Annotated in this window: 4 protein-coding genes; all 4 read left to right on the top strand. The window is 41.0% G+C overall.

Translation table 11 applies throughout. The annotated features are described in order from the left end of the window. Positions 1–738 precede the first annotated feature (738 nt). The 4 genes from metA (at position 739) to aceK (ending at position 6,857) form a co-directional block, all read left to right on the top strand. Entirely contained in the window at positions 739–1,668 is a 930-nt protein-coding gene (gene metA / locus PR795_RS17360) for a homoserine O-acetyltransferase MetA (RefSeq protein WP_006658598.1), read from the top strand. A gap of 366 nt (positions 1,669–2,034) precedes the next feature. Continuing rightward, complete coding sequence (aceB, locus tag PR795_RS17355; RefSeq protein ID WP_179897539.1) at positions 2,035–3,633, top strand: malate synthase A; 1,599 nt, start codon at positions 2,035–2,037, stop codon at positions 3,631–3,633. Positions 3,634–3,701: 68 nt separating this feature from the next. Further along, positions 3,702–5,009 carry an isocitrate lyase gene (gene aceA, locus PR795_RS17350; RefSeq protein WP_006658596.1) on the top strand — a complete coding sequence of 436 codons (1,308 nt, stop codon included), beginning with the start codon at positions 3,702–3,704 and terminating at the stop codon, positions 5,007–5,009. A 105-nt stretch (positions 5,010–5,114) separates the two neighbouring features. After that, positions 5,115–6,857: a bifunctional isocitrate dehydrogenase kinase/phosphatase gene (gene aceK / locus PR795_RS17345; protein WP_006658595.1), complete on the top strand. Its 1,743-nt coding sequence runs from the start codon at positions 5,115–5,117 to the stop codon at positions 6,855–6,857. Positions 6,858–6,895: the final 38 nt, after the last annotated feature.

Below are 6,895 nucleotides of genomic sequence, written 5' to 3'. Positions count from 1 at the left end.
AGTCAGGCGAAATGCAAATGGGAGAAAATTTGCCTATTTTTCAGCAGCTTCTCATCACCCCTTGAACGGTCGTATTCACCGATATCGCATCATAACCACGATTCCTTATTTAGCGTGGCATACCAGCGGAATTTAGAGCGTGTAACTTATACTGTATGCGATGAGAGACTAAGTGGAGATGTTAGTGATGCCGATTTATCCCGGATTCCCTTGATTTATTTGAACGAAATGGCTTTTGAGTGAGTCTGCATCACGATGGAACACAGATAACCAGTGTGTATTTTTCAGGTATTTCCCATCTCACGCCTGAAAAGAGGGATTCACCAGCTCTCATCATAACGGTTACTTGCAATTTAGTGTGGTACGCGAGTGGGGGAGACAGTTTGGTTCCTGTCTGCTCTGACCGTTAGAAGATTATCAATGTAAAATAATCTCTGTAGTCACTTCCTACCTCGTAAATAACATAAAATTCTCCTTTGAACGTTCTAATGTACTCAAACACTTTCTCTATTTAAGTACAAAAAAATCTAAGCCATTTTAGGTATTACGCTGTAATAAAAAGTCTGGATATCATTAGGTTACCAATTTGTTAGACTGTAGGTATTCCCATGACAACGTCTATCGCTTGAAATTATTTCAACTTGTCCTTAAACGCTCGACAATAAGGTCCACATTGGTTAGATTATTTAGCATTCTAGAAGTCTAAACGTATAAAGTATATTTTTAAGGGGATGAACGATGCCAATTCGCCTGCCTGATGAGCTACCAGCGGTTAATTTCTTGCGTGAAGAAAATGTTTTTGTCATGACCACGACAAGAGCTAGCCTTCAGGAGATACGTCCCTTGAAAGTACTGATATTGAATCTGATGCCGAAGAAAATTGAAACTGAAAACCAGTTTTTACGGCTGCTATCAAATACTCCATTACAGGTTGATATTCAGCTGTTACGCATCGATCAGAGAGAATCTAAAAATACGCCTACGGAGCATTTGAACAATTTTTATTGTGATTTTGAAGATATCCAACATCAAAATTTTGATGGGTTAATCGTCACAGGGGCTCCCCTTGGTTTGGTGGAATTCGCTGATGTTTGCTATTGGGAACAAATAGAGCGTGTTATTGCATGGGCAAAATCGCATGTAACATCGACGCTGTTTGTTTGTTGGGCTGTTCAAGCTGCACTTAACGTACTGTATGGTCTACCTAAATTAACTCGTAAAGAAAAACTTTCAGGTGTCTATTCCCATGAAACATTAGAGCCCTATGCTTTATTGACTCGAGGGTTTGATGCATCTTTTTATGCTCCACATTCTCGTTATGCTGATTTTCCTGAAGAGTATATTCGCCAGCATACAGATCTGGATATTTTGGCCAGTTCCCCTGAAGCGGGAGCTTACTTATTTGCATCAAAAGATAAACGTCTTGCTTTTGTCACTGGGCATCCAGAGTATGATGCAGAAACATTATCTCAAGAGTATTGGCGCGATGTTGATGCGGGGATCACGCCCGATCTACCGTGTAATTATTTTAAAAATGATGATCCGAATAACTCACCAGAAGTTCGTTGGCGTAGTCATGGTCATCTCTTATTCTCTAATTGGCTCAACTATTATGTGTACCAGATCACACCGTTCGATCTTAGTCATATGGAACCAACATTAGATTAAAAAAGCGACTTAATTCCAGTTAACTGGTCATATCTCAGAATATAAGGCTAAATAATCAAAACTATTTAGCCTTTAAATCAAAAATATCCCCTCATTTATAGATGGATCGATAACTAAAATAATTTGGTTAACTCATTTTCTGTTATTAAAAAATAAAATATCCGAATAGATATAACACTATGATTTAACTAAATATTAACAAAATAATTCTATCTATAGAAATTAATAGCAAAACCATTTTTATAAATAAATTGTTTATAATCATGGTGATGTGTGTACTTTATAATAAAATGGAAACCGTTTTTGATTTATTTGTTTTTTGAGTTTACTCTTAATTCATAGCCAGCCATGAATGAGGATAGAACAATGAATCAGCAATTATCTATTTCAGATTTAACATTCACAAAAGCATTTTCACAGCAAGCTAAAAACATATTAGATACTGATTCTATTGGTTTTTTGTCTTTTCTTGTCGATGAGTTTTTACCACGAAGAGAGCAATTGCTCAAAGATCGAGTGCTACGCCAAAAATCAATTGATTCAGGTGGGCTGCCTGATTTTATTATGGAATCTGATTCCATTAAAAATTCGGACTGGAAGATTCAAAATATTCCTGATGATTTACAAGATCGCCGAATTGAAATTACGGGACCTGTTGATCGAAAAATGGTGATCAATGCTCTGAATGCTAACGTAAAAGTGTTCATGGCAGATTTCGAAGACTCTTTATCTCCATCGTGGGAAAGACTGATTGATGGGCAAATCAATTTGCGCGATGCGATTACAGGTGAAATCTCTTATACCAATGAAAATGGCAAAGTCTATCAATTGAAATCAAATCCAGCGGTGTTGATTGCTCGTGTACGAGGTCTTCATTTAGATGAAAAGCATGTACTGGTTGGCGGAAAACCAATTCCCGGAGGATTGTTTGATTTCGCACTTTACTTTTTTAATAACTATCAAGCCTTACTAGCGAAGGGAAGTGGACCTTATTTCTATATTCCAAAACTCGAGTCTTGGCAGGAAGCTCAGTGGTGGAGTGATGTATTTAGTGCGGCAGAGGATTTTGTTGGCCTTCCTCGGGGCACTATCAAAGCAACCGTATTAATTGAAACATTACCTGCTGTTTTCCAAATGGATGAAATTTTATACCACATGCGTCACCACATTGTGGGGCTAAATTGCGGTCGTTGGGATTATATCTTCAGCTATATCAAAACACTAAAAGAGCATGCTGACCGTGTCTTGCCAGATAGACAAGTCGTCACAATGACACAGGAATTTTTAAGTGCCTATTCACGGTTGTTGATCAAAACCTGTCATCGTCGCGGTGCGTTTGCAATGGGGGGAATGTCCGCTTTTATCCCAAGTAAAGATGCACAGGAAAACCAAGCCATTCTTGCCAAAGTGAAAGCAGATAAAGAGTTGGAAGCTCGCAATGGTCATGATGGTTCATGGATAGCGCATCCTGGTTTAGCTGATACCGTCATGGAGGTGTTTAACGCAGCTTTAGGCGAACGTAAAAATCAGCTGAATATCCGCCGTGAAAATGATGATGAAATCACTGCAAATCAGCTATTACAGCCTTGTGAAGGTGAAAGAACTGAGGCGGGAATGCGTGCCAATATTCGTGTAGCTGTGCAATACATTGAAGCGTGGATTTCAGGAAATGGTTGCGTACCTATCTATGGACTAATGGAAGATGCCGCTACAGCTGAAATTTCGCGTACTTCAATTTGGCAATGGATTCGTCATGGCAAATCGTTATCAAACGGCATGAAGGTGACGAAAGCTCTGTTCGAAGAGATGCTGGATGAAGAGCTACAAGTGATTCAAAAAGAGCTTGGCGATCATCGCTTTCAAAGCGGGCGTTTCCGTGAAGCAAGTGAGCTGATGCGACGGATCACGACCCAAGATGATCTAATCGAGTTTTTAACCATCCCTGGTTACCAACTACTTGATTAATAAGATTTAAAAATAAACACAATATTTCATTACCCTACAAAGACTGACAACAATAAAGGAAGTAAATCATGACAACATCGCGCTTAGAACAGATTGCTCAATTAGAAAATGAATGGAAAAAACCGCGCTGGAAAGGCATCACTCGTCCTTATGCTGCTGAGGAAGTGATTAAGCTACGCGGCTCGGTTAATCCAGAACATACATTGGCTCGTAAAGGTGCAGAGCGCTTTTGGGCGCAACTGAACGGTGGCGCGAAAAAAGGTTATGTGAATGCATTGGGCGCATTAACAGGTGGTCAAGCCTTGCAACAAGCGAAAGCCGGCATTGAAGCAGTTTATTTATCGGGTTGGCAGGTCGCTGCGGATGCAAACTCCGCTTCTAGTATGTATCCAGACCAGTCGTTATACCCTGTGGATTCAGTCCCTAATGTGGTTCAGCGAATCAACAACACATTTCGCCGAGCTGACCAAATTCAATGGGCGAATGGCATCGGTCCTGATAACCAAGAATATATCGATTTCTTTTTACCTATCGTGGCGGATGCGGAAGCGGGTTTCGGTGGAGTCTTGAATGCCTTTGAATTAATGAAACATATGATTGAAGCGGGAGCAGCCGCAGTGCACTTTGAGGATCAATTGGCGGCAGTGAAAAAATGCGGCCATATGGGTGGAAAAGTTTTGGTTCCGACTCAAGAAGCTATTCAGAAGTTAGTTGCAGCTCGTTTGGCGGCGGATGTATCTGGCGTACCAACCATCTTAATCGCGAGAACAGATGCGGATGCAGCCGATTTATTAACTTCAGATTGCGATCCTTATGATGAGCCTTTTATTACTGGTGAGCGCACTGCTGAAGGCTTCTTCCGCACAACGGCAGGAATTGAGCAAGCAATCAGTCGTGGTCTCGCTTATGCCCCTTATGCAGATTTAGTGTGGTGTGAAACGTCTAAACCGGACTTGGAAGCCGCGCGTCAATTTGCGGATGCCATTCATGCCAAGTTTCCAGGTAAATTGCTGGCATATAACTGTTCACCATCATTTAATTGGAAGAAAAATTTAGACGACAGCACGATTGCACGTTTTCAACAAGAACTCTCAGATATGGGGTATCGCTTCCAGTTTATTACTCTAGCTGGGATCCACAGCATGTGGTTCAACATGTTTGACCTTGCTCATGCCTATGCTCAAGGTGAAGGCATGAAACACTATGTTGATAAGGTTCAAGAGTGTGAATTTGCCGCGATTAATAAAGGTTATACCTTCTCTTCGCATCAGCAAGAGGTGGGAACGGGCTACTTTGATAAAGTGACCACAGTTATTCAGGGGGGAAGTTCTTCAGTCACGGCGTTAACGGGGTCAACTGAAGAAGAGCAATTTTAAACAGGGAGAGACAGACGGTTCCTATTGGTCGGTGTGTTGTTGACATTGGTGTATCTATCTACTTTTCAGGCACGCAAGTGCCTGTTTTTTATTGGGAGAGTAAAGATGACCTTCGAAAATGAACAGATCATTGCCCAAACCATTTTACAAGGCTTTGATGCACAATATGGGCGATTCCTTGAAATTACCTCCGGTGCACAGGAACGCTTTGAGCGTGGCGACTGGCATGCTGTTCAACATGCCATGAAACAAAGGATCAAACTGTATGACCACCATGTGGGGCTCGTTGTTGCTCAACTGCAATGTATGGGGCTAATACAAACGCTGAGTCCACATAATTTGGCTCGGATCAAACAGGTTTACGCAACATTATTGCCGGAATACCCTCGTTTTGAAATTGCAGAAAGCTTTTTTAATTCCGTTTATTGTCGGTTGTTTCAGCATCGACAACTCACTCAGGAAAACCTGTTCATCTTCACTTCGCAACCCGCGAGGCGCTTTTGTACCTTACCGAGACCATTAGCGCGTGAGTATAACCTTGATGGAAATATGGAAAATGTTTTACGAGGAATACTAAGTGGCTTACCTCTTCGCTTGATGTGGAGAGATTTAACCTTTGATATTCAATGTATTATAAAAATATTGAGGTTACGTTTCCCTGAAATTGTCGAACAAGGCGCTCAGCTGCATGTTGCCAATGAACTGTTTTATCGTAATAAAGCCGCATGGTTAGTTGGAAAACTGTATATCAATCAGCAGGTACACCCATTTTTGTTGCCAATTCATCATGATGAGCAAGGGTTAATGTACATAGATACCTGTTTAACAGGGTTTGATGACGCGAGCATTGTGTTTGGTTTTGCACGTTCTTATTTTATGGTGTATGCGCCATTTCCGGCTGGATTAGTGTTCTGGTTACGTGAGATTTTACCCAGTAAGTCTATTGCTGAGCTGTATATGGCGATTGGTTGTCAAAAGCATGGAAAAACTGAATATTACCGAGAGTATTTGGCTTATTTAAATTTCTCAAAAGAGCAATTTACTTTAGCGCCAGGGGTGAAAGGGATGGTCATGCTCGTGTTTACGGCTCCCTCATTTGATCGCGTATTTAAGATCATTAAAGATCAATTTGCGCCACAAAAAGAAGTCACTAAAGCACGGGTGCTTGAGTGTTATCGGATGGTCAAAGAGCATGACCGAGTGGGCAGGATGGCAGATACGCAAGAGTTTGAGAATTTTATCATCGAAAAGCGTTTTGTGAGCGATGAGCTGATGACGGAATTATTGGTAGAAGCACCATCCCAAGTTGAAGATCTGGGAGATAAAATCTTAATTCGCCATTTATACATGGAGCGTAAGATGATCCCATTGAATATTTTTATGGATGAAGCTTCGGATGAGCAGCTGTATCACGCTATTGAAGAGTATGGCTGTGCTATCAAGCAATTAGCTGCTGCCAATATTTTTCCTGGCGACATGTTATTTAAAAATTTTGGTGTGACACGCCATGGTCGCGTGGTGTTTTATGATTATGATGAAATTTGCTATATGACCGAGGTTAATTTTCGTCGTATCCCTGAACCGCTTTACCCTGAACAAGAGCTATCTGGCGAGCCTTGGTATAGCATACGAGAGCAGGATGTTTTTCCAGAAGAGTTTGCTCAATTCTTATGCCAAGATCCAAAAATTCGGGATTATTTGCTGGAACATCATCGGGATCTGTTTAGCGCGGATTATTGGCAAAAATTACAACAGCGTATTCTGGATGGGTATGTAGAAGATGTTTTTGCTTACTCAGAAGAGAAACGTTTTTGCCGTCGATTTAAGCAAACTATTTCAGCAGCTTAGTAGATAGAAAGTGGGCCACAATGACCCACTGTATGGCG

The sequence above is a fragment of the Providencia sp. PROV209 genome (assembly GCF_028479485.1).
GTDB lineage: Bacteria > Pseudomonadota > Gammaproteobacteria > Enterobacterales > Enterobacteriaceae > Providencia > Providencia alcalifaciens.
The sequence above is the reverse complement of the archived record's forward strand: the minus strand, read 5'-3'. Positions and strand labels throughout refer to the sequence as shown.

Bases quoted from the DNA above. Each gene is read 5' to 3' on its own strand.
- metA (WP_006658598.1), top strand. From the start codon at position 739: ATGCCAATTCGCCTGCCTGATGAGCTACCAGCGGTTAATTTCTTGCGT.
- aceA (WP_006658596.1), top strand. From the start codon at position 3,702: ATGACAACATCGCGCTTAGAACAGATTGCTCAATTAGAAAATGAATGG.
- aceB (WP_179897539.1), top strand. From the start codon at position 2,035: ATGAATCAGCAATTATCTATTTCAGATTTAACATTCACAAAAGCATTT.
- aceK (WP_006658595.1), top strand. From the start codon at position 5,115: ATGACCTTCGAAAATGAACAGATCATTGCCCAAACCATTTTACAAGGC.